This window comes from Sinomonas sp. ASV486, assembly GCF_030908215.1.
Lineage (GTDB): Bacteria > Actinomycetota > Actinomycetes > Actinomycetales > Micrococcaceae > Sinomonas > Sinomonas puerhi.
Genome location: NZ_JAVFJK010000007.1, coordinates 1 through 22545, shown reverse-complemented (window position 1 = coordinate 22545; position 22545 = coordinate 1). Strand labels below are relative to the sequence as shown.

The window sequence follows — 22545 nt, the reverse complement described above, 5'->3', positions numbered from 1 at the left end:
TCGTGTGCCTCACGTTAGGTCAGGAACTGAAACCAAGCCCGAATATCCGGGACTCCTCATGCTCGCCGTGCAGATCTTGATCCTCGCCTTGCAGACCAGTTCTCCAGTGTCCCCGCAGAGAGATCAGAACAGCCCTGCCGGGGGTTCCTCGCAGGGCAGTGGTGTGAGTCTGGTGCGGTGGCCGTCTTCGGGGGTGCAGCCTTTGAAGGGGCCGTCGGTGTTGAGGAGGACTGCCATGTGGTGGTCTGCGTGGTCGCGGTACCAGGTGCTCATGCCGGTGGTGCCGTCGAGGCGGAGGTGTTCCCAGGCGCGCCAGAGTGCTTCGAGGCGGCTGATGGCTTCGGCGTGTTTCCACCACTGGGGGCACCAGGTGGTCCCGCCGCCGGGGTTGATGTGCCTCCGGTACACGAACGCCAGATGCTCGCCGACGAAGCGGGCGACGTCCGGGTAGAACAGCTGCGGCGCGCCCTCGGCCCCTCCGGCGTCCTCGGCAGGGCCGGTGAACTCGTCGTCCCACTCCCCCAGCAGGCCGTCGCTCACTCGGACACCTCCGCAGGCACCGGTGGGTTTCGTTCGCCGGGACCCGGCCGGTTGGCGGGGTCGTGGGCGGCGGCCGATGCGGCGACGGCGGCGGCGTGGGGGCCGTCCTTCCACGGGACTGTCCTGAGCAGGGCGGCGGGGGCGCCGGAGGCGAACATGACCGCCCGACCCCTGGGGAGGGCGGCCAAATCCGAGACGTCGAGGGTGCGTTCCCTGCGGTCGTCGTCCCGGCTGGTGGTGGTGCCCTGGCGGGAGTGGGAGCGGGTGGTGTTGGTGTAGCGGTAGTCGCCGATGAGCTGGGCGAGCTCGTTCAGGAATTCGGCTTCGGCGACGCCGCCGCCGTAGACCTTGATGTTGGCCGCGGACCAGAGCTTGCGCATACCGTCCCTGCCCCAGACTTCGACGCCCTGGGACCAGGACTGCAGGATGGTCATCAGGACGATGCCGCGGGAGCCGTAGTGCGAGTAGAGATTCGGCAGCTCGCGCCAGCGGCACACGTTCGCGGCCTCGTCCAGCACCCCCACCATGGGCACCGCGAGCCGTCCGCCGGCCGAGGCGGCGGCGAGCTCCTCGGCGGCCTCGACGACGGCGACGGTCAGGGCGGTCACGAGGGGCCCGGCGGTGCCCTTGCCCTCCTTCGAGAGCGAGTACAGGGTGCCCTTGCCGCGGACGAAGCCGGCGGGGTCGAACATCGGCCGCCCGTCACTCTCTCCTTGGGGGGTGACCCAGTGGGCGATCTGGCGGTTGGTCAGGCAGGAGGCCATCTGCAGGGCGGTGCCGTAGACGCCGCCGCGCTGCTTCTCGGGGGCGTTGACGACCCCGGCGACGGCGTCGGCGGTCTGGGTGTAGCCGTGGGCCTTGAGGATGTCCACCGGGGTGTCCTCGGCGGGGCGGGTGAGCCAGGTGTGGACCTGGGTGATGGGCAGCCCGTCGAGGGCGGCGGCGAGCAGGAGGCAGGCGAGGAGGTCCTGGCCGGCGGGGTCGAAGTAGGCGTCGGTCTTGGCGTCGGGGCCGCGGGAGCCGGCGGCGAAGTGGTCGGCCAGGCGGGCGGCGCGGACCTCGTCGGTGACGTAGGAGAGGGGGTTCCACCACCAGGCGGGCTCCTCGAGCGCCACCGACTGGGGGTCGAACACCCACACCGGCCCCTCCCCTGCGCGGACGTCCCGGGTGCAGTCGACGATGTCGCGCTTGTTCGAGGTAACCAGGACGGCGCCGGGGGCGGCGAGGATCGCCGGGATCGCCCTCGAGGTGGTCTTGCCGGTGCGGGGGCCCCAGATGTCGATGTGCATGTCCTCCCAGGAGCCGTAGACCATCCGGCCGCCCAGGACCGTCTTCCCGACCGGGACGCCGGGGGCGCCGGCCACCCCGAGCCTTTCGGCGGTGGCGATCGCGCCGGCCAGGGTCAGGGCGCGCAGGTCCCGGCCCATGGCCATGTACTGGGCGGCGGCGTCGACCCGGGAACCCCGGGCCCGGTGCCGCAGCACCGCACGGGCCACCAGGACGGCCAAGGCGAGGACGGCAGCACCCAGGACCGCCAGGATCCAGGTCGCGGCCGGAGGCCAGGTCACCCTGTGGGTGAGGAGCCCGATGGCCAGTTCGAACGGGTTGGCCGGCAGCCTCTGCCCGTCGCCGGAGAGGAGGGAGCCGAGGTGGACGGCGAGGGTGAGGGCGCCGACGACGAGGACCACGGCGATGATGCCGGCCCAGAGGAGGGTCGTCTCCAGCGCCGGCTGGGCGGCACGGTGGCCCCTGCCCGGTGCGCCCATCAGGTTCCCTCCCCTTCGAGGTTCCAGCGCTTGTTCGTGTTGTGCAGGGATTCTTCGACGCTGGTGAGCTTCAGTGCGACGGGGATGCCGGGGCGGCCGCCGACCTTGAAGAGGAACTTCCCCAGGCCGGGGCGGACGCGTCGGCGGTTCCCGCCGACGTCGGTCCAGGATCCGGGGTCGGCCCAGGAGGTCAGGCGGGCCTGCTCGGCCCGGGAGAGGGTGACGGCCCGGCCCAGCTTCTCCATCTCCCCCAAGGGGAGGGCGCCGGCCACGACCATGCCGGAGCGTTCGACGAAGCCGCGGGCCTTCATCCGCTCCGCCTCGGTGGGCAGGGCCTCGAGGTCGCTCATGGTGTGGGTGACCGCGGACTCGAGATCGATCTCCCTGCCGGGTTCGCCCGGCGCACGCCCGACACCTCCCGGCCCCGTCGCTGCTGTCCACCGACGTGAGTGGCCGCTTCGGATTCCGGACGTGCCGGCGTTCGGCCGCCACCTGCGCATGTCCACCGGGCGCCGTCCAGGGTCAGCCCAGATGAGCTGAGCATGTCGGGTCCCGCCACCGCACCGACCTCGATTGCGGGGATCGCGCGTGCACCTCCCTGCTAGGAGGTGCCGCGCTGATGGGCTCGACGAGCCGCAAGCAGAAGAACCGTGGCGAGCTCACCCGGCCGGGATGGCGCCCACCCACAGCGGGTACAGGGGTCAAGCACAACCGAGCCAGGCTCAGTGATGCCTCCTCGAGGGCCTCGAGCTTCAAGGCCGCGCGCCGCCGGAGCCACGGGTTACGTGACATCCCCACCACGTGGCCGGTCATGCTGCGCGCCGTGCTCGGCAACCCCGACCCGACGCACACTGCCGGGCGACAGGGCCTTCTGCTCGAGCTGATCATCGGCGAACCGCTCGGCGGCTTCCTGTCCGACGACGCCCTGATCGCCGAGGCCGCCACCCGTCGTCAGGAGGACTCACATTTCAGCGGCACCGGGTATAACCCCAGGTCGTGCGGTGGGGCCACCGTGGCCCCACCGCTAGGGCGGACGGGAACCCCCGAATGGGCCGCGCCCGGCTGCCCGCGTCCGAGACGCAGACCGGGCCGCCGATCGGGAACATCTCGCCGCCGAGGCGCTCGCCCGCATCCGCGCCATGCAGAAACACGTCACCCCCATTCGCACCGGCGCCTGCAGTGGCCGCGATGACGGCGGGCGGCGTCGCGGTTCACCGTCGGCGGGCATAAGCCCATCTCCCGCGGTGCCGCCCCGGTGGCGGCACCATGTGACCCCATTCGCAGCACGACGATGCCCGCGACCCATTCGCTCGCGCGGGCTCGCGGAAAATGGTCGGAGCCACCATCGTCGACGTCATCCTCGTCCTCAACCTCCAGCCCCAGGAACTTGCTCGACCTGGCCACCCCGGTGAGCGAGCAGACCACCCCCTGCTCCACCATCACCGGAGGCCCGGCACCGCCGGAACGGCTTCTCGCGTCCCGCGAGTCCCGCTCGTCCCGCCCCTTACCGAACCTTGCCCTCCCATTGGGCACCGCTCTCGTCCCATTGCACTCCGCCCCACCCAGCGTTGCACGCAAGCAGGCAGCCGGGGAAGATCACGCGTCCCTCGCGAACGCACGCTCGAGCATCTCGGCCGTTGCCGGGTTCACCATCTCATTGCGGCGGATGTAGTGCTGGATGGTGATCTTCGGATCCGTGTGGCCGAGCAGCTCGGCGGCGAGGTCGACCCCGGCCACGGCGTTGATCGCGGTCGCGACGGTCCGGCGGAACATGTGCGGGGTGACCCCGGTGATCCCGGCGAGGTCCATCACATGGCGGAGCTGGCGCCGGACGTTGTTCGTCGTCAGCGGCGTACCCTCCCTGCTGCAGAACAGCAGGGCATCCAGAGACGGATCCTTCACCTGCACCAGCCTGCGCCGCACGGCCTCGGCGGCAAACGAGGGGATCGCCACGGTGCGGCGCGACTTCGCCGTCTTGGGGTGGTCCTGCCGCACCGTGGGCTCTCCCCGGTGGCTGACAATCGTGCCGGCGATCCGGATCGAGGGCGGGGCCGCGGTGATGTCGACGTCCCTGCGGCGGATCGCCAGGACCTCCCCGATCCGGGCAGAGGTGCCGAGCATGACCTCCACGATCGCGCCCAGCTGGCCGTCCGGCCTGGGCCCGGAGGGCGACCGGCCAGCCTCCCAGAAGGCGATCGCGGCGCGGATCGCGTTGACCTCCGCCGGGGTCAGCGCGTTCGGCGTGGACGCAGGGCGGTGCAGGCGGGAGACGTGGTCTATCGGGTTCCGCGGCAGCACCTCGTGCCGCACGGCAAGGCCCAAGGCCAGTCGGAGGACCACACGGGCCTGCTTGGCCCGGCTGTAGCTCTGCCTCGCGAGCTGCTTGAGGAAGTTGTCGCACCGGGCGACCCCGACCTCCCGCAGCGTCAGGTTCGAGAAGGCGGGCACGACCAGCCTCTGCATGTTCTGCTCGTAGAGCTGCCGGGTCCGTTTCGAGAGCCGGTCCTCGAGGTCGAGGTCTTCGAGCCAGTACGCGACCAGGTCGGGGAACGGGCTGTCCGCGGTGAGCCTTGAGGAGGAGGGCTGGAACAGGCTGCGGTCGGCGAGCTTGGCCTTCAGTGCCCGCTCCGCGGCCCTCCGGGTCTCCCCGGTGGCCTGCACCAGCCGGGTCCTGCCGTCCCAGCCGCGGTAGCGGGCTCGGGCGACGCTGCGCCCGCCGGCAGCGGGCAGGTAGCCGATCTCCCCGAAGGTGCCGACCGCCAGGCGCTGGCGGCTCATCGCCTCACCTCCCGTCCGCCGGGGAGGGCGGCCCGGGCTCGCGCTGCTGCTCGATCCAGACCCGCACATCGGAGACGGCGAACTTCAGGTGCTTGCCGAAGCGGTAGGCGCACGGGCCCAGGCCCCGCGTGCGCCAGTCGTAGACCGTGGAGACAGGGACCCGCAGGTACGCGGCAAGCTCGCCGACGTCGAGCAGGGTCTCCAGACCCCAGGGGTTCTCGCCGGTGTGTTCGGTGTCCATGCCCCACAGGTGCGCCGCACTCCTCCTCAGGGACCGGAGGCAGCCGGAGCAGTCCCCCGCCTGCCGGAGTGCAGGAGCGGCGGGACGGCGTAGGGAGGCCAAAGCGATGGGTTTTCGATGACCGGATCAAATCTCACAGCCTAAGAAGCCACGGGAACCCTTGAGTCCCCGCGACTTTCTGGAGCCCCCTGCCGGATTCGAACCGGCGACCCTCTGTTTACAAGACAGATGCTCTGGCCAACTGAGCTAAGGGGGCGTGGTGCGGCCGGAAGGAACCGGCTCGACGTACCGGACAAGCGTAACGTGAACCGGCGCGTGGCCGGGAATCGGCACCGGTTGGGCAGCGACCCAACGGAAGGACGTGTTGCCGACGAGAGGTGCAGGTAATCGCGACTTGCTCTGGGAAGGCGACTTCAGGAGGACGAGGGTAGCCGCAGCGCCCGCGCGAACACACCAGAACACGAGAGCGGCCGGGCCCCCTCGAGGGGACCGGCCGCCGTCGTTCGTCAGACGCTCCGCTCAACCACCGTGGGTTCAGCCCTTGGCGGTGATCGCCGCGGCGAGGAACTGGTCGAACGGCGTGTTGGTGGCATCGCCGACGCCCCACTGCTTGCCATCCACGATCACGGTCGGGGTGCCGGACACCCCGGAAGCGAGGGCAAGCTGGGTGTCGAACTTGACCTGCGGGCGGTACGTCTTGTCGTCAACGGCCTTGGAGATGTCTGCCCCGAGCCCGCTCGCGATGTCCTTGAGCTTCTGGTCGGAGAGACCTGCGCTGCCCTCCGCGGGCTGCTGGGCGTAAAGGGCGGCGAAGAAGGCCGCGTACTTGTCCGGGTAGGAGTTGGCCACCGCGGCCGCGGCATTCGCAGCGCGCGAGGAGTAGTTGGTGGTGGACTGCTGGTCCAGGAAGCCGAGGGGCCGGTATTCGATGGTGATCTTGCCGTCGTTGCGGTCCTGGTTGAGCGTGGTCGCGTACGTGTCCTCGAACTGCTTGCAGATCGGGCAGATGAAGTCGACGTAGATGACCACCTTGACCGGCTCGCCCTTCGCGGAGGCCGCAATGCCGGGGGCGTTGGCGGCCTGGCCCTGCGTCGGCTTGGACGACGCCGTGGGCACATCCGCGACGTTGACGGTCGACGCGGGCACGGGAGTCACGGCCGTATCCTTGCCGAGCGTGATGCCGCCGTACTGGTTCATGTTCGCTGCGCGCGGCCCGGTGTCCCCGATCGGCGCGTTCTGGCGCATCGACGTCGTGACCACGAGGGCCACGACGGCGATCACGGCAACGAGCGCCACCACGACGCCCCAGCGGAGGAGCAGCTTGTTGCGGCGGGCCTTCTTCTGCTGCTCCTCACGGATCAGGCGGGCCTTCTCGCGGGCAGCAGCGGTGCGCTCTGCCTTGGTCTGTCGTGGCTGGTTGGCGGGGCTCATCGTTCCTCGTGATCGGTTCGCGGTGCGCCTGTGGCACACGTGGACGGCGACGGGCCAAGTGTAGTGCGTCGGCTTTCATGAACGTGCCATGCCCTCGGCATACTCTGCCCCGCCGGGGGCTTCCTCAAGCCGCAACGATCCGCGGCACGGCCGAGTTCCGTGGCCCGACTGTGACGTCTCGCTCAAGCCTCCCCGGTAGGGTGGAAGCATCCAGACTCGAGGAGACCGATCGTGAGCCAGAGGACCGCAACTGCGACTGAAGAGGAGGCCGCAGACCATCGCTACGACTTTCTGGTGGTCTCCAATCGACTCCCTGTAGACCGCGTCGGCGAGGGTGAGGACTCAGGCTGGAGGCGCTCACCCGGAGGCCTCGTCACTGCGCTCGCCCCCGTCATGGAGCATTCCGACGGCGCGTGGGTCGGTTGGCATGGCGCCCCCGACGAGGAGCTCACGCCTTTCGAGCATGAGGGCATCTCGGTCCTCCCCGTCCCCCTCTCCGCCCAGGAGCTCGAGAACTACTACGAAGGCTTCTCGAACGCGACCCTGTGGCCGCTCTACCACGACGTCATCGCCCCGCCGGAGTTCCACCGCGCTTGGTGGGATTCCTATCGGCGGGTCAACCAGCGGTTCGCTGACGCCACGTCGACCCACGCGAACGAGGGCGCCACGGTATGGGTCCAGGACTACCAGCTCCAGCTCGTCCCGGCGATGCTGCGGCGGAAGCGCCCCGACCTGAAGATCGGCTTCTTCAACCACATCCCCTTCCCCCCGCAGGAGATCTTCGCCCAGCTCCCATGGCGCCGCCAGGTCCTCGAGGGCCTCCTCGGCGCCGATCTCCTCGGCTTCCAGCGCCCCAGCGACGCCTCGAACTTCATCCACGCCGCTCGCCGTCTCGCGGGGGCCGGGGGCAAGGGCACGCACCTGACGGTCACCGAGGCGACGCACGACGGCGCGGGCCCACCTCGCACGCGGGAGGTGCGGGCCGAGGCGTTCCCCATCTCCATCGACACCCAGCGCATCTCCGAACTCGCGGAGCGCCCGGACATCATGGAGCGCGCCCGCCAGATCCGGCGCGATCTCGGCGATCCGACAACGATCATGCTGGGCGTTGACCGGCTCGACTACACCAAGGGCATCCGCCACCGGCTCAAGGCCTTCGAGGAGCTCCTGTCCGACGGCCGTGTCAAGGTCGGCGAGGTGACGCTCATCCAGGTCGCGAGCCCCAGTCGGGAGCGCGTCGAGCAGTACCGGATCCTGCGCGAGGAGATCGAGGGCACGGTGGGCCGCATCAACGGCACCTTCGACACGATGCAGCACACTGCGGTCCGCTACCTCCACCACTCCTACCCCGTCGAGGAGATGGTGGCCCTCTACCTCGCCGCGGATGTCATGCTCGTCACCGCGCTGCGGGACGGCATGAACCTCGTCGCCAAGGAGTACGTGGCAGCCCGCCGGGACGGAACGGGCGCCCTCATCCTCTCCGAGTTCGCCGGTGCGGCGGACCAGCTCAAGCAGGCGCTCCTGATCAATCCGCACGACATCGCGGGGCTCAAGGACGCCATCACCACGGCGATCAGCCTTCCGCGTGGCATCGCGGCACGCCGCATGAAGGCGATGAGGCGCCAAGTCGTCGTCCACAACGTCGAGGAATGGTCGTCCGCCTTCCTCGCCAGGCTCGAGGAGGTCAGACCATGAATATCGATGAGTCTCTGCGAGGGTCGCTCGCACGCCTCGCGTCCGCGGAGCGGCTGCTCGTTGCCCTCGACTTCGACGGCGTGGTCGCCCCTATCGTCGATCGCGCCGAAGACGCCCGTCCCCTCCCGGGGACCGCGGACGCCGTCGTGCGCCTCGCCGCACTCCCCCAGACGTGGACGGCGTATGTGTCCGGAAGGGCGCTCACGAGCCTCGTCGCAGTGTCCAGCCCGGACGTGCGGACGCTGCTCGTCGGGAGCCACGGCGCGGAGGTCCGGCTCGGCGGCGAAGAGCACCCCGTGACCCTCGATCCGGACCAGCGCGATGCTCTGGCCGCACTCCACAGGGTCTTCACCGAGGTCTCCGCGCAGGCACCCGGCACGTGGGTCGAGGAGAAGCCGGCAGGACGGGTGCTGCACACGCGGCAGGCGGACCGCGAGGACGCAGCGGCCGCGGTCGACGCCGCACGGAAGCAGCTCGCCTCGCGGCACGACATCTTTCTCAAGGACGGCAAGGAGGTCCTCGAGGGGTCCGTCATCCACGCGACCAAGGGCGAAGGCCTCGCGTTCCTCCGTCAGGTCACCGAGGCGGATGCCGTCTTCTTCGCGGGCGACGACGTCACTGATGAGGACGGCTTCCTCGCCCTCGAGGCAGGCGACGTCGGGCTCAAGGTCGGCGAAGGTGACACCGCGGCGTCCTTCCGGGTCGCGGCGCCCGAGGACGTTGCCGACATCGTCGCACTCCTCGCGAGCCTGCGCTCCGAACTGCCCGCCCAGCGGACCCCCTGACAGCTGTCCACATAGCGGACGTAATGCACGTCACATTTTCCAACACGTGTGACGCATGCCATACTCACTGTTGTGAACGCGGGCACTGCGGCCCACGGTGAGCATCTGCCACAATGGCGACGTCAGCATCGGCGGCCTGAGTGGCCGCCGAAGCCGCAGGACCTCGGTCCGGCAAACACAACTGAACAACAAGAACCATTCACTACGGATCGTCCGGCACGTACCTGCCGGTGAAGGGATCGATGACTGTGGCTACAGTTACTTTCGACAACGCGACGCGCCTCTACCCGGGCACCGACAAGCCCGCCGTCGACAAGCTCAACATTGACATTGCAGACGGCGAGTTCCTCGTCTTGGTTGGCCCCTCCGGCTGCGGCAAGTCAACCTCACTCCGCATGCTCGCCGGCCTTGAGGACGTGAACTCGGGCCGCATCCTCATCGGTGACCGCGACGTCACGGACGTCCCGCCGAAGGACCGCGACATCGCGATGGTCTTCCAGAACTACGCGCTGTACCCGCACATGAGCGTCGCGGACAACATGGGCTTCGCGCTCAAGATCGCTGGCGTCTCGAAGGAAGAGCGCGCCCAGCGCGTCCGCGAGGCGGCCAAGCTCCTGGACCTCGAGCAGTACCTCGAGCGCAAGCCGAAGGCCCTCTCCGGTGGCCAGCGCCAGCGCGTCGCGATGGGCCGTGCGATCGTCCGGAACCCGCAGGTCTTCCTCATGGACGAGCCGCTCTCGAACCTCGATGCCAAGCTCCGCGTCCAGACGCGCACCCAGATCGCATCGCTGACCCGCCGCCTCGGCGTCACGACCGTCTACGTCACGCACGACCAGGTTGAGGCCATGACCATGGGCGACCGTGTCGCGGTCCTCAAGGACGGCCTTCTCCAGCAGGTCGACACCCCGCGCAACCTCTACGACCGTCCGCAGAACGTGTTCGTGGCCGGCTTCATCGGCTCCCCCGCCATGAACCTCCTCGAGCTCCCGGAGGCCGATAACGGAGTGAAGTTCGGCGGCACCGTCTACCCGGTCCCGCGCGACGTCCTCGCGGCCGCCAGCGGCTCCACCGTCACGCTCGGCGTCCGCCCCGAGGACCTTGAGACTGCGCCCCAGGGCGAAGGGCTCGAGGTCGAGGTCGACGTCGTCGAGGAGCTCGGTGCCGACGCGTACGTCTACGGCCACACGACCCTAGACGGCCAGAACCACGACATCGTGGCCCGCGTCGACGGCCGGCGTCCCCCGCTCAAGGGCGACAAGGTGTGGGTCCGCCCGCAGCAGGGCCACGTGCACCTCTTCGACACGAAGTCCGGTCTTCGCCTCGGCGCCTGACGCCTGACCCAAGTAACCCATCACTACGACGTGCCCGCCGGGTCTTCCCGGCGGGCACGTCGCATTTCTGCAGCGGCAGATGCCCGCATCCGCGAACAGCGGAAGAATGGAACCCATGACCGACCAGAGCGCCACCTGGCAGGACGAGCCCACCGACTACGACGAGGTGGGCAAGCTGCCACGGCGTGCGCCGCTCGAGGAGCCGGCCTCGGCCCTCGGCTCCCTCAACATCACCGCCGCCGCAGCCGATCCGGAGCTCCTCGACCTCCCGTGGCATGTGGCGCTCGAGGATTGGCCCGAGGAGTACCTTGCGGCCCTCCCCCGCGGTATCTCCCGGCACATTGTCCGCTTCGCCAAGCTCGGCAGTTCGGTCATCGCGGTCAAGGAGACGAGCGAGCACGTTGCCCGGCACGAGTACCACATGCTGCGGAAGCTCCAGCGGCTTGATGTGCCCTGCGTGGAACCCGTCGCCGTCATCCGAGACCGCCATACCCTGGACGGGAAGCCGCTTGACACGGCCCTCGTCACGCGGCATCTCAAGTTCTCCCTCCCCTACCGCGCGCTGTTCTCCCAGAAGCTCCGGAGGGACACCCTCACGCGCCTCATCGATGCGCAGGCGCTCCTCATGGTGAGGCTGCACCTCGTGGGCTTCTACTGGGGCGACGTCTCGCTTTCGAACACGCTGTTCCGGCGCGACGCCGGCTCCTTCGCGGCCTACCTCGTGGATGCCGAGACGGGCGAGCTGTACCCCGACCTGTCCACGGGGCAGCGTGAGTACGATCTCGAGATCGCACGCGTGAACATCGCAGGCGAGCTCATGGACCTTCTCGACGGGGGCCTCATCGACGAAGAGGTCGACCCCGTGGCCACGAGCGAGCGGATCATGGACTCCTACCGCAACCTGTGGACTGAGCTGACCGCGAACGAGTCGTTCGAGCTCGGCGAGCGCTGGCGCGTGGCCGCCCGCATCCGGCGCCTGAACGAGCTTGGCTTCGACGTCGAGGAGTACGCGATCAAGACGACGCCGGACGGCTCCACGATCCACCTCCAGCCCAAGGTGGTCGACGCCGGCCACCACCAGCGCCGCCTGATCCGCCTCACCGGCATCGATGCACAGGAGAACCAGGCCCGCCGCCTCCTGAATGACATGGACAGCTTCCGCGCCGACAACTACCCAGGCCAGGACGAGGAGATGAGTGCCCACGCGTGGGTGAGCCATGTGTTCGAGCCGATCGTGAAGGCCATCCCGCGCGAGCTCGCCGGCAAGCTGGAACCGGCCGAGGTGGTCCACCAGGTCATCGAGCACCGCTGGTACATGTCGGAGCAGCTCAACAGGTACATCCCGCTCGCCGAGACGGTGCAGTCCTACATCGACACCGTCCTGCGGCACCGCCGCGACGAGGCCGCGATCATGCTCAACCCGGACACCGCGCTCCTCAAGGTGATCGAGACCGAAGAGGCCCGCCACCGAGACGAGGATGACGACGAAGCCCTCGTCGCGATCGACGACGAGGATCTCGCCGACGACTGAGGCGCCGAGGGGTGCGGCCGAGCCTCAGCCGCCCACGTGCTCGGAGAGCCACTCCACGACGGGCCTGAGCTCGGTCCAGCTGGCTCGTACGCGCTCGAGCGCTTCGGGCGAGCTGAGCCATGCGGGGGTGCCGAACGCCTTTCCCGCCGTGAGGGACTTGTGCTTGAGGAGCTCCCCGCGAGGGTGGTCCTTCGCGTATTCGCGGGGGACGGTCTTGAGCCGCTCACCGTTGATCTCATAGCCTCCCTCCCGCAGGGCCCCGACGATCCTCTCGAGCTCGCCGCCCGATGCCGGGGCGTCGACCGCGGCCCGGAACCTCGCGATCTGGGCTGGCGTGTGCGAGTGGTACCCGCCCCCGACCGTGAGCCCCTCCGCGTCGAGGTGCAGGTAGTAGCCGATCCCCGGGACGGTCTGGGCGAAGCCGCCTTGGTGGGTCTTGTAGGGGGACTTGTCCTTGCTGAAGCGCACGTCGCGGTAGGGGCGGAACGCCTTCGCCTCGCCGAACTCGGCTGAGAGCTCGTCCAGGAGGGCCGCCATGGGCTCGCGAACGGACTGCTCGTAGACGTCCTTGTGCTCGGTCCACCATTCCTTGGTGTTGTTCTCCTCGAGCTCGGCGTAGAACTCGGGGCCGCCCGCGGGAAATCCCTGGAAGTCATTCATGTCAGCATCCTCCGTGCCGGCGGCGCCCACGTCTACTCCCCGGGCGGCGTCGGTCCCGGGAGACGCCACACAGCGGCAGAGGGGCCAGCGGCGCTCAGGAGGGCGCCGCCGTCGTGCGCGTTCCCGACCGCGGCAGCCTCCAGCCAGAGACCGCCGACGGCGAGCACCGGCTCCGCGCCGGCCCAGCCTTCAGGCAGAAGTCCGGGCGGAAGTTCGACGGCGGCGTCAGCCCGGGCCGCCGCGACGAGGACAGTGCATCCGGGCTGCTCGCGCACGAAGACGAGCACATCGCCCTCGGCCCACAGCCAACGCAGCGACCCGATGCGCAGCGCCGGTTCGCGGCGCAGCTGCCCGAGCTGCGCGTACAGGGGACGCAGGTCCGCGGCGATCCGCTCGGGCTCGTCCCACGGCATCGGGGTGCGCGAGTCCTCGCCGTCCACCCCCGCCAGGCCGAACTCGTCGCCGGCGAACACGAGCGGCATGCCAGGCAGGGTGAATGCGAGCACGGCGGCGACCTCCTGGCCGCCCGGGACCATGACGGTCGCTGCCCGCGCGGTGTCGTGCGTATCGATCGCGCTGAGCGAGCGCAGCCGCACGTCCCACGGGTACGCGGCGCTGAAGGCCCGGTACTGCGCGAGGAAGTCCTCGGCCGGCAGGCGGGGCGGGCGTGCAAGCGGCGCGCCGAAGTAGTTCACGGCGGTCCCGTCGGTGAGCCAGCCCCAGAGCGGCCTCGTAAGGGACGCATAGCTCATGGAGCCGTGGAACGTGTCGCCCTGGAAGTCGGCTGCGGCGTCGTTCGTCGACTCGGCGACGAGGAGCGCGTCGGGTCGGGCCGCGAGCGCAGTGGCGCGCAGGAGCCGGAACACCTCGGCGTGGTGGTCGATGACTCCGAGCCGGCCGGTCATGTTCCCGACATCGAGCCTCCACCCGTCGAGCCCATAGGGCTCCGTGAGCCAGTGCGCTACCACGGAGTCGGGGCCGTCCACGAAGTCGCGGCGGAGCCCACCCGATGCCCAGTCGAGCTTGGGCAGGCTCGGCACTCCCCACCACGACTCGTAGCTCCCGTCGGGTCGGAAGTAGTAATAGGAGCGCTCGGGAACGTCCCGGGACGACGCCGCGCGGTCGCCGGCCGCCCGGCGGAACCACTCGTGCGCGTCGCCGGTGTGGTTGGCGGTGAGGTCGCCGATGACGCGGATGCCGCGGGCGTGGCACGCCTCGACGAGGGCAGCGAGCGCTGTGTCGCCGCCGAGCAGGGGGTCGACGTGCCGGAAGGTCGAGGCGTCGTAGCGGTGGTTGGAGCGGGCGGGGAAGATCGGCGTGAGGTAGAGGACCTCGACGCCAAGGGCCTCGAGATGGTCGAGCCGCTCGCGGATCCCGTTGAGGTCGCCGCCGAAGAGCTGCCGCGCCGTGTCGGGTCCCTCGTGGACCACGGCGTCTCCCCACGCCGCCGCGATGGCCCACTCGGGCACGTGCGGCGCCTCGGAGCCCGCGTCGGGGCGGGATGCCGCCCGCGATCGAGCGAACCGGTCGGGGAACACCTGGTACATGACCGCGCCGGCGGCCCACTCGGGTCCGGGCGCGTCGGCGCTGAGCCGGAAGTCGGCCGTGTCCGGGACGTCATGGGTCCACATCCCGGCGGCGTTGAGCCACGCCGGGCGCGCCTCGGGGTCGGAGCCGGAGGGCTCCCGCTCGAGCAGGAACCGGTAGCGGGCCACGGGGTTATGGACGCGCACGCGCGCCTCCCACCAGTCCCAGCCTCCGATGCTTCCGAGGGGCCTGGCGGCCGCATGGCGCGGCTCGGCGTCCTCGACCGTGCGCACCCACACGCGCACCACTCCGCCGTCGGCCCGGGTGCGCAGTCTCACCCGGGCACTCGCGCCCAGGCCCACGTGCCCGTCGGGCAGGTACAGCGGTGAGCCGTCGTGATGGGCCTCAAACCCCGGGACGGCGGTGGCGGGGATCATCCCTTGACCGAGCCGGCCACGAGACCGGAGACGATGTACCGCTGGAGGAAGAGGAACAGGGCCATGACCGGCAGCGCCGCGAGCACGGCACCGCTCGCGAACACGCCCCAGTCTTCGGTGCGCTGGTTCGCGACGAACGAGTACAGGCCCACGGCGAGCGTCTGCGTATTCGGATCGGTGAGGACCACGGAGGCGATGACGAACTCGCTCGAGATGCCGATGAACGTCAGGAGCCCCACCACGGCCAGAATCGGGGTGACGAGCCGCAGGATGATGCCGAAGAAGATCTGCGCGTGGCTCGCGCCGTCGATCTTCGCGGCCTCATCGAGGGAGACGGGGACGGTGTTGAAGAACCCGTACATGAGGTACGTGTTCACGCCGAGCGCCCCGCCGAGGTACACCATGATGAGGCCGAGCTGGCTGCCGAGGCCGAGGGCGGGGATGACCTCGCCGATGCCGTTGAGCAGGAGGAAGATCGCGACGACGGCGAGCAGCTGGGGGAACATCTGCAGCAGCAGCAGGCTCAGCAGTCCCACGCGCCGGCCGGCGAAGCGCATGCGGGAGAACGCGTACGCGGCCATCGCGCCGAGCAGCACACTCGCGGCCGAGGTCACGAGCCCGATGAAGAGCGTGTTGACGAACCACCTGCCGAAGGGGCGCTGCTCGTTGCCGAAGAGCTTGGCGAAGTTGTCCAAGGAGAGGTCCGAGAAAAGCGAGGCGGACCCGGCGAGGGTGCCCGAGGGGTTGAACGCGGCCGAGAGGACATACAGGAGCGGGAACACCGCGAAGATGCTCACGACGACGCCGACGGCGTGCCGCCACCCCTTCTCCCTCAGCCACCGCCCGAAGGGGAGTCGGCGGCGGGAGGCGAGCTGCGGCGTCGTGCGCGGCGAGGTGGCAGTGGTGGGTGCTGCGCTCATGTCAGTTCACGTCCTCAAGTGCCTTGGTCTGCTTGAAGCTGATCGCCGAGACGGTCGCGACGATGATGAAGATGATGATCGCGAGGGCGCTCGCAAGACCGTAGTCGCGGCCGGTGCCCACGCCGAAGGCGCTCTTGTACACGAGCGTGATGAGGATGTCCGTCGCGCCGATGTCCCGCGTGGTGTCTGCGAAGCGCGGACCGCCGTTCGTGAGCATGTAGATGACGTTGAAGTTGTTGAAGTTGAAGGCGAACGAGGAGATGAGCAGGGGCGCGGTCGAGACGAGCAGGAGTGGGAGCTTGATCGAGCGGAAGATCCGCCACGGGCTCGCGCCGTCCATGCGGGCCGCCTCGTCGACGTCCTCGGGCAGCGACTGGAGCGCGCCCGTGCACACGAGGAACATGTAGGGGAAACCAAGCCAGAGGTTGACCACGAGCACCGAGATCTTCGCGAGGACCGGATCGGTGAGCCAGCCGATGTGTGCCCCGCCGAGCAGCGCGTTGTTGATGAACCCGAACTCCGGGTTGAGCAGCCCGGCCCACACGAGGCCCGAGAGGAACGCGGGGAAGGCGTACGGCAGGATCATGAGGATCCGGTACACCTTCTTGCCCTTGAGGTCGGGGCGGTTGAAGGTGACCGCGAGGAAGAGCCCGAGCGCGAACGTCAGCAGCACCGAGGCGATCGCGAACGTGAACGTCCACAGCGTCACGGCCAGGAGCGGGCCGCGCAGGCCCTCGTCCGTGAAGGCCGTGACGAAGTTCTTGAAGCCGACGTCGATCTTCCAGCCCGTGGCGAGCTTGTCCCCCGAGGCCGAGACGAAGTCGCCCTGCCCCGAGTCCCGGTACACCGTGCCGGCGTCCGTCTCCGTCATGGTGTCCGAGGCGGCGTCGTAGGCGATCGACGAGCGGAAGATGTAGGCGCTCGAGCCGTCCTGGGTGCGCAGCGTACCGTCGCCGGGGCTGTCGGAGACGGGCACCACGAGGCCCAGGACGTCCTGCTGGTGGGCCACGAGGTCGGACAGTGCGAGGGTCTGGTACCCGTCGAGGCTCTTGGCCTTGCCCGTGGAATCCTTGACAGCGCCCGGGGCGGGCTCGAGCTTCTTGCCCGTCGTTCCGATCTCCGCGGCGCCCTTCGGGTCCGTCACGAGGAGGTAGTAGGAGCCGTCCTTCGTGAGCACCGACGTCCGGTACGCAGGCGAGTCGGGGACGCGCTTCTGCGATGAGGTCAGGATCGACGAGATCGCGTCGTCCTTCGTGCTGTTGTGCCCGTCGCCGTAGTTCGTGAACGCGATGTAGCCGGAGAACACGACAACGACCACCTGGAACACCGCGAGGAACAGCACACCGGGGGCGAGGTACTTCGCCGGTAGACCGCCCCGGCGAAGGTAGATCCAGTTGATGAGCAGCGTCACCGCGGCCGCGATGGCCAGCACGGCCCACGAGTGGGAGAAGAGGGCCATGCAGATGTACACGGCGAGGGCGTCAACGAGGCCCAGCAGCACGATCTTGGCGAGGGTGCCCTTCCATGAGTCCGGGCTGCGCCGGCCACGCTGCGGCACCCGAGGCATGGGGGCGGGGGGCTCGGAGGCGGGGACGGCGCCGTCGTGCGTCGGGGCGGAGAGCTGCTCGGCTCGGGCCATGGTGGTTTCCTTCGGTTCTCGGCGTGGTTGGCGTGGGGGACGTACGACGACGGCACGCGCGTCAGGCTCGGCGCGCGCCGCCGCCGGTGGTCGGGACGGCCGCTAGGCGCCGATCTTGCCCTTGATGGAATCGGCCATCTTGGCCCACTCCGTCGCCGGGTCGCCCTGGCCCTTGATGAGCGCCAGCTCGGTGGAGCCCCAGTCGGCCCAGACAGAGGACATCGCCGGGATGGCGGGCATCGGAACGCCCTTGGCCCCGATCTCGCCGAACGCCTTGACGATCGGGTCGCTGGACGCCTTGTCGAACGAGGCCTTGAGCGCCGGCGGGCGGCCTCCGGCCTTGAACATGGAATCCTGGACGGACTCGGTCGTGAGGTAGTTGACCACGAACTCGTTGGTCGCGAGGGCGTTGGCGCTCTTGGCGGAGATGAAGAAGCCGTTGACGCCGAGGAACGGCTGGGCGTCCTTGTCACCGGTCTTGGGCAGCGGATCGACCGCGATCTTGAGGCCCTTCTTCTGCATGTCCGGCACGTTCCACGGGCCCGTGAGGTAGTACGGGCTCTCGCCCGCGAGGAACTTCTCCTTGGCGATGTCGCCCGTGATGTTGGAGTTGAGCACCTTGGAGCCGGCGTCGCCCCATTCCTTGAGCTTGGCGGCGAACGCGGCGCCGCTCGCGCCCCCGAGGGTGAGCTGCTTCGCGTCGTACTCGCCCTTGGAATCGAGGCCGAAGACCTGCACTCCCATCGAGGTCTGCAGCGGGTACAGGTGGTACGGGTCGCCCTGCTTGGGGTCGAGGCCCACGAGGAACGCGTACTTGGCCTTGCCCGCGGCCACGGCGCTGCCACCCTTGGCGAGGACCTCGTCGAACGTGGCGGAGGCCGAGTCGACCAGCGCGGTGTTGCGGATGAGTCCGATGTTCTCGACCGCGTACGGCACACCGTAGATCGAGCCGTTGTACGTCATGGCGCGCACGGCGGCGTCCTGGAAGCCCGACTTCTTGTCGCCGAGCTCGACGGGCGCGATGACGCCATTCTGGACGAACTTGCCCAGCCAGTCGTGCGGGCCCACGATCAGGTCCGGGCCCTTGCCCGTGGGGACCTGGGTGATGAAGTCGTCACGGACCGCGGCGAAGTCCTTGACGATCAGCTTGACCTCGATCCCGGTGTCCGCCTTGAACTTGTCGGCGACCTCCTTCAGGGCGGGCGCGCGCTCGGCGTCGAGCCACATCGTGATAGTGCTTGCCCCGCTCGCGGCGAGGTTCTTCGCGGCTTGGGTCGTTGCCGTGGAGCTTGCGGTGTTGGCTCCGCAGGCGGCGAGGCCGAGGAGTGCCGCGGCCCCGGCAGCGCCGGTGACGAAGTTCCGGCGGCTGAGGGCAGACTGAGGGGTGATTCGCACCATCGTTGGTGTCCCTTCTGGATCGACGTGAGGGCCGTCCGCACGGGGCAGTCAAGTGAAGCACCTCACAATTGGAAACGCTTGCAGATACTACACAGTAGATCTGCAAACGCCAAGCAATCCTTCTAGTCGATGGGAACCGAGCTCTGTAAACGTTTCCAATATCGTCCTCGCTGTGTCAGGATGTCCCGCATGGCTCTTTCGACTGCCGCCCTCGCTCCGCTCTCCGGCCTGGCCGAGAATCCGATCGTGGGCCCCCTCGTGCCGGTCCACGAGGCATCGTCCAGCGACGACTGGTGGCGCTCCGCCGTCATCTACCAGATCTACCCGCGATCCTTCCGCGACGCCTCCGGTGACGGCGTCGGCGACCTCGCGGGCATCACAGCTGAGCTCCACCACATCGCGGACCTCGGTGCGGATGCCGTATGGCTCTCCCCGTTCTATGTCTCCCCCCAGCGCGACGGCGGCTACGACGTCGCCGACTATTGCGACGTTGACCCGCTCTTCGGCACCCTCGCGGACTTCGACGCCCTGGCCGCCCGCGCCCGCGAGCTGGGGCTCCACATCATCGTGGACCTCGTGCCCAACCACTGCTCGAGCGAGCACGCCATGTTCCGTGCGGCCCTCGCCTCCGGACACGGAAGCCCCGCACGGGACCACTTCATCTTCCGGGACGGCCGCGGCGAGCACGGCGAGCTTCCGCCCAACAACTGGGAATCCCACTTCGGCGGACCGGCTTGGACGCGCATCACCGAGCCCGACGGCACGGCGGGCCAATGGTACCTGCACCTCTTCGACTCGAGCCAGCCGGACTTCAACTGGGACAACCCTGCCGTGGGCGACGAGTTCGAGCGCGTCCTGCGCTTCTGGCTCGACCGCGGCGCGGCCGGCTTCCGCGTCGACGTCGCCCACGCGCTCGTCAAGGCGGCGGGGCTCCCGGACTGGGGAGGCAAGGCCGACGGCGGGTCCTCGCCGGGGTTCCCGGGGCACCTCGCTCCGATGTTCGGCCAGCCTGCACTCAGGGACGTCTACCGGAGATGGCGTGCCATCCTCGCCGAATACGGCCCGGACCGCGTCCTGTGTGCCGAGGCGAACGTCGATCCGCTCGACCGCATGGCCCAGTGGGTCGCCCCTGACCAGCTCCATCAGGCCTTCAACTTCCCCTTCCTGGGGGCTCCCTTCGAGGCGGAGGCGCTGCGCGCCGTCGTCAACGCGTCCTTCGAGGCGTTCGACGCCGTGGGGGCGCCGACTACTTGGGTGCTTTCGAACCATGACGTGGTCCGGCATGCCTCCCGGCTCGGCCTGCCCGGCGTGGGCCTGAACGTCGGTGAGGGACTCGGCCCCGAGGACCCGCAGCCGGACGTGGCTCTGGGCCGCACCAGGGCGCGCGCAGCCACGCTGTTCATGCTGGGGCTGCCGGGCAGCGCCTACCTCTACCAGGGCGAGGAGCTCGGCCTCGTGGACAACACGTTCATCGCCCCGCACGAGCGACAGGACCCGACGTTCCATCGCACTGGCGGTGAGCGCGTGGGCCGCGACGGGTGCCGCGTCCCGATCCCCTGGCGGTCCGGGGCACCGGCCCACGGTTTCAGCGAGACGGGCGCAAGCTGGCTCCCTCAACCGGAGCTCTGGGCAGAGCTCGCGCGGGATGCCCAGGCGCTTGCCTCCGAATCCCATCTGAACCTCTACCGGCGTGTGCTTTCGCACCGGCGGGAACGCGCGCTCGGCGCGGGCAGCCTGGCCTGGGTCCCTGATCTATGCCGGGATGGCGTCCTGGCCTTCGCGAACGGCACTATTCTGGTCATGCTGAACGCCGGCGAGTCCGCAGTGCCCCTGCCGCTCCTCGAGGTCGCAGTCCGGTCTGGAGAAACCGGGTCTGCGGATCTCGGCCCCGGAGAGGCCGCCTGGCTCATACTGGGCGAATAACGCCGACGTCGTAGAGGAGAAGGGCCGCATGAAGGACGACCCCGGGACGAGCGTGAGCATCCGCGACGTCGCACAGTCGGCGGGCGTCTCAATGGCCACCGTGTCCCGCGCCCTCAGCGGACGGGGCAACGTCTCGGAGAGGAGCCGCCAGAGGGTCCTCGACGCGGCCGCGGAACTCGGTTTCGTGCCCTCGTACAACGCCTCGAGCCTCGCCTCGGGGCGGACCCGCAACATCGGCGTCATGGTGCCCACCGTGAGCCGGTGGTTCTTCTCCTCCGTCCTCGAGGGCGTTTCCAAGGCCCTGCTCGAGGCCGGCTATGACCTCACCCTCTACAACACGGGCGAACAGCCCGGCAGACGGCAGAGCGTACTGACGGACTTCCTGCGCCGCCAGAGGCTCGACGGCGTCGTGGCCGTCTCGCTCGAGCTCTCACCCGCCGAGGTCGCCCAGTTGCTGCGCGTGGGCCGGCCGATCGTCGGACTCGGCGGCGCCATCGAAGGCGTCGCCACACTCCATATCGATGACTTCGCGGTGGCCAAGCACGCTACCGAGCACCTGCTCGGCTTGGGCCACCGCGACATCGGCCATCTGAGCGGCACCCCCGAATTCGAGCGCGACTTCGCGCTCCCGGCAAACCGTCGTCTCGGCTTCGAGGCCGCCATGCGCGAGGCCGGCGTTCGTGTACGGCCTGAGTGGCTTGCGCCCACGGACTTCACGATTGCCGGCGCCCATGCCACGGCCAAACGCCTCCTCGCGTCCCCTGCCGGACGCCCCACCGCGATCTTCGCCGCATCGGATGAGATGGCCATCGGGGCGATCACCGCCGCACAGCAGCTGGGCCTCCAGGTGCCCTACGACGTGTCGGTGATCGGCATTGACGGCCACGAGCTCGGTGAGATGTTCGGCCTCACGACCTTCGACCAGGCCCCGGCCCGCCAAGGCGCCGATGCAGCGCACATGCTGATCAAGGAGCTCGAGTCCGATGGAGCCGAGCCCGAAACCCGCATTGTCGAACCCGAGTTCGTGATCCGCATGAGCACTGCCGTCCCGCGGTCGCTCCGCTAGACCGTCTCGACCGATTCGGCCGGCTCACCGAAGAACGCGGCGAATCGACCGAGAATCTCGGGCCAGTCGGCGTACTTCTCGAACTGCTCCCGCCCCTCGGAGCCAGCGGCCCACCCGTCATGGGTCAGAGTGACCACCGTCCCGCCGTCGCAGTCCTCGAAGACGATCTCGAGCCGCGTCGGGGCATCGGGCCGCCAAGCGAGCTTCCAGACGAGCTCGAGGAGTTCGCCGGGATCCTCGCGGGCCACCTCGCCCCAGACCTGGAGCGTCCCGTCCGGCCCTTCCTCCCCCACGATGCCTTCTTCGAGGAACGCATGGGTTCCCGCACCGAAGCCGGTGTACGCGGCTGGCCACCACAAGTGGAGGTCTCCGACGAACGCGTTGTACACGATGTCCCGCGGCACCGGCAGCGCGAGACGGTAGACGCGCGACGGCGGCGCGTCACCTTGGGCTGGTTTGTCCCCGTCGGTCTGCGAGGCGTGCGAGAAGAGTGGGTCCATGCACTCGATCGTAGGTGCAACCCATCCTCGGCCGAAGTCCGCTCTTGCCGAAGAAGATCAGCAGTTAAATGGGAACGGGCCCCACGTGGTGGGGCCCGTTCTGCCTTGAATGGTTGTCCGGCGGTGTCCTACTCTCCCACACCCTGGCGGGTGCAGTACCATCGGCGCTGTGGGTCTTAGCTTCCGGGTTCGGGATGGGTCCGGGCGTTTCCCCCACGCTGTGGCCGCCGTAACCCTTGCTCCGCGCGCCCCCGGGGTGGGGGTGGGGAAGTGTGTGGTCACGGTGTTCCGTGAGTGTGTTCTGTTGTGGCTGGTTCCCTGGGGTTTGTTGTCTGGGGACCGTATGGTGGACGCGTAGCATGGTTCCGTTTCCGCAC

Annotated in this window: 18 protein-coding genes, 1 tRNA gene and 1 rRNA gene; 6 read left to right on the top strand and 14 right to left on the bottom strand. The window is 69.2% G+C overall.

The features are described 5' to 3' along the window. Window positions 1-123: 123 nt before the first annotated feature. From RBS60_RS11300 to RBS60_RS11270, 7 genes are all read right to left on the bottom strand, one after another. Entirely contained in the window at window positions 124-540 is a 417-nt protein-coding gene (locus RBS60_RS11300) for a DUF4913 domain-containing protein (RefSeq protein WP_307957661.1), read from the bottom strand. After that, the gene (locus RBS60_RS11295; RefSeq protein WP_307957660.1) at window positions 537-2306 is read right to left on the bottom strand and encodes a TraM recognition domain-containing protein; all 1770 of its coding nucleotides are present in this window, start codon (window positions 2304-2306) and stop codon (window positions 537-539) included. Before RBS60_RS11295 ends, RBS60_RS11300 begins: the two co-directional genes overlap by 4 nt. Then, the gene (locus RBS60_RS11290) at window positions 2306-2656 is read right to left on the bottom strand and encodes a hypothetical protein (RefSeq protein WP_307957659.1); all 351 of its coding nucleotides are present in this window, start codon (window positions 2654-2656) and stop codon (window positions 2306-2308) included. Before RBS60_RS11290 ends, RBS60_RS11295 begins: the two co-directional genes overlap by 1 nt. A gap of 1246 nt (window positions 2657-3902) precedes the next feature. Further along, the gene (locus tag RBS60_RS11285; RefSeq protein WP_307957658.1) at window positions 3903-5084 is read right to left on the bottom strand and encodes a site-specific integrase; all 1182 of its coding nucleotides are present in this window, start codon (window positions 5082-5084) and stop codon (window positions 3903-3905) included. A 4-nt stretch (window positions 5085-5088) separates the two neighbouring features. Beyond that, the gene (locus RBS60_RS11280; protein WP_307957657.1) at window positions 5089-5325 is read right to left on the bottom strand and encodes a helix-turn-helix domain-containing protein; all 237 of its coding nucleotides are present in this window, start codon (window positions 5323-5325) and stop codon (window positions 5089-5091) included. 179 nt (window positions 5326-5504) lie between these two features. Beyond that, window positions 5505-5581, bottom strand: a tRNA-Thr gene (locus RBS60_RS11275). Window positions 5582-5859: 278 nt separating this feature from the next. Next, window positions 5860-6756, bottom strand: a complete 897-nt coding sequence (locus RBS60_RS11270; protein WP_307957656.1) for a thioredoxin domain-containing protein — start codon at window positions 6754-6756, stop codon at window positions 5860-5862. Between the two features lie 228 nt (window positions 6757-6984). Here RBS60_RS11270 and RBS60_RS11265 point away from each other — a divergent pair, with 228 nt between their 5' ends. From RBS60_RS11265 to RBS60_RS11250, 4 genes are all read left to right on the top strand, one after another. Beyond that, entirely contained in the window at window positions 6985-8451 is a 1467-nt protein-coding gene (locus RBS60_RS11265; RefSeq protein ID WP_374049274.1) for a trehalose-6-phosphate synthase, read from the top strand. After that, window positions 8448-9236: a trehalose-phosphatase gene (otsB, locus tag RBS60_RS11260; RefSeq protein WP_307957654.1), complete on the top strand. Its 789-nt coding sequence runs from the start codon at window positions 8448-8450 to the stop codon at window positions 9234-9236. Before RBS60_RS11265 ends, otsB begins: the two co-directional genes overlap by 4 nt. Before the next feature lie 248 nt (window positions 9237-9484). Continuing rightward, a complete protein-coding gene (locus RBS60_RS11255) occupies window positions 9485-10567 on the top strand; it encodes a sn-glycerol-3-phosphate ABC transporter ATP-binding protein UgpC (RefSeq protein WP_307957653.1) in 1083 nt (360 codons plus the stop codon). 115 nt (window positions 10568-10682) lie between these two features. Then, on the top strand, window positions 10683-12098 hold the full coding sequence (locus tag RBS60_RS11250; protein ID WP_307957652.1) for a DUF4032 domain-containing protein: 1416 nt from the start codon (window positions 10683-10685) through the stop codon (window positions 12096-12098). A gap of 24 nt (window positions 12099-12122) precedes the next feature. Here the strand turns inward: RBS60_RS11250 and RBS60_RS11245 are convergent, their stop codons facing one another. From RBS60_RS11245 to RBS60_RS11225, 5 genes are all read right to left on the bottom strand, one after another. Beyond that, a complete protein-coding gene (locus tag RBS60_RS11245) occupies window positions 12123-12758 on the bottom strand; it encodes a DUF2461 domain-containing protein (protein WP_307957651.1) in 636 nt (211 codons plus the stop codon). Between the two features lie 32 nt (window positions 12759-12790). Continuing rightward, a complete protein-coding gene (locus RBS60_RS11240) occupies window positions 12791-14722 on the bottom strand; it encodes a glycoside hydrolase family 13 protein (protein WP_307957650.1) in 1932 nt (643 codons plus the stop codon). After that, window positions 14719-15642, bottom strand: a complete 924-nt coding sequence (locus tag RBS60_RS11235; protein WP_307957649.1) for a sugar ABC transporter permease — start codon at window positions 15640-15642, stop codon at window positions 14719-14721. The genes RBS60_RS11240 and RBS60_RS11235 overlap by 4 nt, the downstream gene beginning before the upstream one ends. A gap of 1 nt (window position 15643) precedes the next feature. Then, window positions 15644-17209 carry an ABC transporter permease subunit gene (locus RBS60_RS11230; protein ID WP_307957839.1) on the bottom strand — a complete coding sequence of 522 codons (1566 nt, stop codon included), beginning with the start codon at window positions 17207-17209 and terminating at the stop codon, window positions 15644-15646. Window positions 17210-17383: 174 nt separating this feature from the next. After that, window positions 17384-18679, bottom strand: coding sequence for a maltose ABC transporter substrate-binding protein (locus RBS60_RS11225; protein WP_307957648.1), 1296 nt, complete (start codon window positions 18677-18679; stop codon window positions 17384-17386). 189 nt (window positions 18680-18868) lie between these two features. Between RBS60_RS11225 and RBS60_RS11220 the strand changes: the two genes are divergently transcribed. Together RBS60_RS11220 and RBS60_RS11215 are read left to right on the top strand one after the other, a co-directional pair. Next, entirely contained in the window at window positions 18869-20602 is a 1734-nt protein-coding gene (locus RBS60_RS11220; RefSeq protein WP_307957647.1) for a glycoside hydrolase family 13 protein, read from the top strand. A gap of 28 nt (window positions 20603-20630) precedes the next feature. Continuing rightward, the gene (locus RBS60_RS11215; protein ID WP_307957646.1) at window positions 20631-21668 is read left to right on the top strand and encodes a LacI family DNA-binding transcriptional regulator; all 1038 of its coding nucleotides are present in this window, start codon (window positions 20631-20633) and stop codon (window positions 21666-21668) included. Here RBS60_RS11215 and RBS60_RS11210 read toward each other — a convergent pair. Further along, entirely contained in the window at window positions 21665-22168 is a 504-nt protein-coding gene (locus tag RBS60_RS11210) for an SRPBCC domain-containing protein (protein WP_307957645.1), read from the bottom strand. The two genes, RBS60_RS11215 and RBS60_RS11210, sit on opposite strands and share 4 nt — an antisense overlap. Window positions 22169-22283: 115 nt before the next feature. After that, a 5S ribosomal RNA gene (gene rrf, locus RBS60_RS11205) occupies window positions 22284-22400 on the bottom strand. Between the last annotated feature and the right edge of the window lie 145 nt (window positions 22401-22545).

Bases quoted from the DNA above. Each gene is read 5' to 3' on its own strand.
- RBS60_RS11235 (WP_307957649.1), bottom strand. From the start codon at position 15,642: ATGAGCGCAGCACCCACCACTGCCACCTCGCCGCGCACGACGCCGCAG.
- RBS60_RS11250 (WP_307957652.1), top strand. From the start codon at position 10,683: ATGACCGACCAGAGCGCCACCTGGCAGGACGAGCCCACCGACTACGAC.
- RBS60_RS11295 (WP_307957660.1), bottom strand. From the start codon at position 2,306: ATGGGCGCACCGGGCAGGGGCCACCGTGCCGCCCAGCCGGCGCTGGAG.
- RBS60_RS11290 (WP_307957659.1), bottom strand. From the start codon at position 2,656: ATGAGCGACCTCGAGGCCCTGCCCACCGAGGCGGAGCGGATGAAGGCC.
- RBS60_RS11240 (WP_307957650.1), bottom strand. From the start codon at position 14,722: ATGATCCCCGCCACCGCCGTCCCGGGGTTTGAGGCCCATCACGACGGC.
- RBS60_RS11210 (WP_307957645.1), bottom strand. From the start codon at position 22,168: ATGGACCCACTCTTCTCGCACGCCTCGCAGACCGACGGGGACAAACCA.
- otsB (WP_307957654.1), top strand. From the start codon at position 8,448: ATGAATATCGATGAGTCTCTGCGAGGGTCGCTCGCACGCCTCGCGTCC.
- RBS60_RS11270 (WP_307957656.1), bottom strand. From the start codon at position 6,756: ATGAGCCCCGCCAACCAGCCACGACAGACCAAGGCAGAGCGCACCGCT.
- RBS60_RS11285 (WP_307957658.1), bottom strand. From the start codon at position 5,084: ATGAGCCGCCAGCGCCTGGCGGTCGGCACCTTCGGGGAGATCGGCTAC.
- RBS60_RS11280 (WP_307957657.1), bottom strand. From the start codon at position 5,325: ATGGACACCGAACACACCGGCGAGAACCCCTGGGGTCTGGAGACCCTG.
- RBS60_RS11230 (WP_307957839.1), bottom strand. From the start codon at position 17,209: ATGCCTCGGGTGCCGCAGCGTGGCCGGCGCAGCCCGGACTCATGGAAG.
- RBS60_RS11225 (WP_307957648.1), bottom strand. From the start codon at position 18,679: ATGGTGCGAATCACCCCTCAGTCTGCCCTCAGCCGCCGGAACTTCGTC.
- RBS60_RS11245 (WP_307957651.1), bottom strand. From the start codon at position 12,758: ATGAATGACTTCCAGGGATTTCCCGCGGGCGGCCCCGAGTTCTACGCC.
- RBS60_RS11220 (WP_307957647.1), top strand. From the start codon at position 18,869: ATGGCTCTTTCGACTGCCGCCCTCGCTCCGCTCTCCGGCCTGGCCGAG.
- RBS60_RS11215 (WP_307957646.1), top strand. From the start codon at position 20,631: ATGAAGGACGACCCCGGGACGAGCGTGAGCATCCGCGACGTCGCACAG.